At 62.0% G+C, this 2,189-nt stretch carries 2 protein-coding genes; one reads left to right on the forward strand and one right to left on the reverse strand.

Features of this window, described 5'->3' with window-relative positions; translation table 11 throughout:
- Positions 1–149: 149 nt before the first annotated feature.
- A complete protein-coding gene (locus A11A3_RS17065; RefSeq protein WP_008930580.1) occupies positions 150–1,373 on the reverse strand; it encodes an argininosuccinate synthase in 1,224 nt (407 codons plus the stop codon).
- Between the two features lie 183 nt (positions 1,374–1,556).
- On the opposite strand from A11A3_RS17065, the gene rnt reads away from it, so the two are divergent.
- Positions 1,557–2,189, forward strand: a 633-nt coding sequence (gene rnt, locus A11A3_RS17070; protein WP_008930581.1) for a ribonuclease T, incomplete at its 3' end; no start/stop codon positions are given.

The raw sequence follows: 2,189 nt of genomic DNA on the forward strand, positions 1-2,189 counted from the left end.
TGCTGGCGGCACCATCATGCCGCCAGCACAATCAAGCGCGCCAAGCGATGGATTGACCGTGCCCACGTTGACGGGCATGTACCGTCAACGTGGCTTGAAAAACCTCGAAGAGGCTTTTTCAACACCCTGTTAGAGCAGAGCGGGTGCGATCAGCTCAGTTTGCGACCGTTCTTGGCCGCAATGCGCAGGCGCAGGGCGTTGAGCTTGATGAAGCCTTCCGCGTCCTTCTGGTCGTAGGCACCGGCATCGTCCTCGAAGGTGGCGATGGAGGCGTCGAACAGGCTGTCATTGTCGGAGCGACGGCCCACCACGGTGGCATTGCCCTTGTAGAGCTTCATGCGGACTTCGCCGTTAACGTGCTGCTGAGTTTCGTCGATCAGCTTCTGCAGCGCCAGGCGCTCCGGGCTCCACCAGTAACCGTTGTACAGCAGCTCGGCGTACTTGGGCATGATGGAATCCTTCAGGTGCGCGGATTCACGGTCCAGGGTCAGTGACTCGATGGCACGGTGGGCCGGCAGCATGATGGTGCCGCCCGGGGTTTCGTAACAACCGCGGGACTTCATGCCCACATAGCGGTTCTCGACGATATCCAGCCGGCCGATGCCATTGTCGCCACCCAGCTTGTTGAGCTTGGCCAGCACCTCGGCGGGGCTCAGGCGCTCGCCGTCGATGGCCACAATATCGCCCTTCTCGTAGGTCAGGGTGATGTAGGTGGGCGCATCCGGCGCCGCTTCCGGGCTGACGCTCCAGCGCCACATGTCTTCCTCGGCTTCCCACCACGGGTCTTCCAGGTTGCCGCCCTCGTAGGAGATGTGCAGCAGGTTGGCATCCATGGAATACGGCGACTTTTTCTTCTTGTTGGTGAAATCCACCGGGATTTCACGGCTTTCGCAGTAGGCCATCAGCTTTTCGCGGGAATTCAGATCCCACTCGCGCCAGGGGGCGATCACCTGAATGCCCGGGGCCAGTGCATAGGCACCCAGTTCGAAACGCACCTGATCGTTGCCCTTGCCGGTGGCACCGTGGGAAATGGCATCAGCGCCGGTTTCCTCGGCGATTTCCACCAGACGCTTGGCGATCAGCGGGCGGGCAATCGAGGTGCCCAGCAGGTATTCGCCTTCGTAGATGGTGTTGGCGCGGAACATGGGGAAGACATAGTCGCGCACAAATTCTTCACGCAGATCTTCAATGTAGATTTCCTTGACGCCCATGGCCTGAGCCTTGGCACGGGCCGGCTCCACTTCCTCACCCTGGCCGATATCGGCGGTGAAGGTGACCACTTCGCAGTTGTAGGTTTCCTGCAACCACTTGACGATGACCGAGGTATCCAGGCCACCGGAATAGGCCAGAACCACCTTGTTGATCTTGGACATTGAAAGACTCCGCATGGGGGTCGCCGGCCGCGGCTGGCCGGTCGCCCGGTGAATCGAGGGGGCGTATTGTACCCGCGCAGCAACCGGCACGTCACCTCTGATCGCTGTTGCCGCCCCGGCGATTCCGGTAGCATAGCCGGACCTGCCCGCTGCGGCAGGCTCGTTTTTCTGGTTGGAGCAATAATGAGCGACAAGCATCCCAGCCTGGCTCTGCGATTCCGCGGCTTTCTGCCGGTGGTGATTGACGTGGAGACCGGGGGCTTCAATGCCCAGACCGATGCGCTGCTGGAAATCGCCGCTGTACTGATCGACATGGATGCCCAGGGCAACCTGCGGCCCTCGACCCGCATCCAGTTCCATGTGGACCCGTTCCCCGGCGCCAACATCGAACAGGCGGCACTGGACTTCACCGGTATCGACCCGGACAACCCGCTACGCGGCGCGGTATCCGAGGAAACCGCCCTGAAAGGGGTGTTCGATCCGGTACGCAAGGCTGTCAAACAGCATGGCTGTAACCGTGCGGTGCTGGTGGGCCACAACAGTTTCTTCGACCAGGGGTTCCTGAACGCCGCGTCGGACCGGTCGGATATCAAGCGCAACCCCTTCCACCCGTTTTCCAGTTTCGATACTGCGGCACTGGCCGGGCTGGTCTACGGGCAGACGGTGCTGGCCAAGGCCTGCGAGGCCGCGGGCATCCGCTTCAGCCAGCGTGAGGCGCATTCGGCACTGTATGACGCCACGCGCACCGCGGAGCTGTTCTGCACCATCGTCAACCGCTTCAAGCACCTGGGCGGCTGGCCGCCACCGCCGGCCAGG

The sequence above is a fragment of the Alcanivorax hongdengensis A-11-3 genome (assembly GCF_000300995.1).
GTDB lineage: Bacteria > Pseudomonadota > Gammaproteobacteria > Pseudomonadales > Alcanivoracaceae > Alcanivorax > Alcanivorax hongdengensis.

What these genes read in the sequence shown, in the direction of transcription:
- A11A3_RS17065 (WP_008930580.1), bottom strand. Translation starts at nt 1,373, where the DNA reads ATGTCCAAGATCAACAAGGTGGTTCTGGCCTATTCCGGTGGCCTGGAT.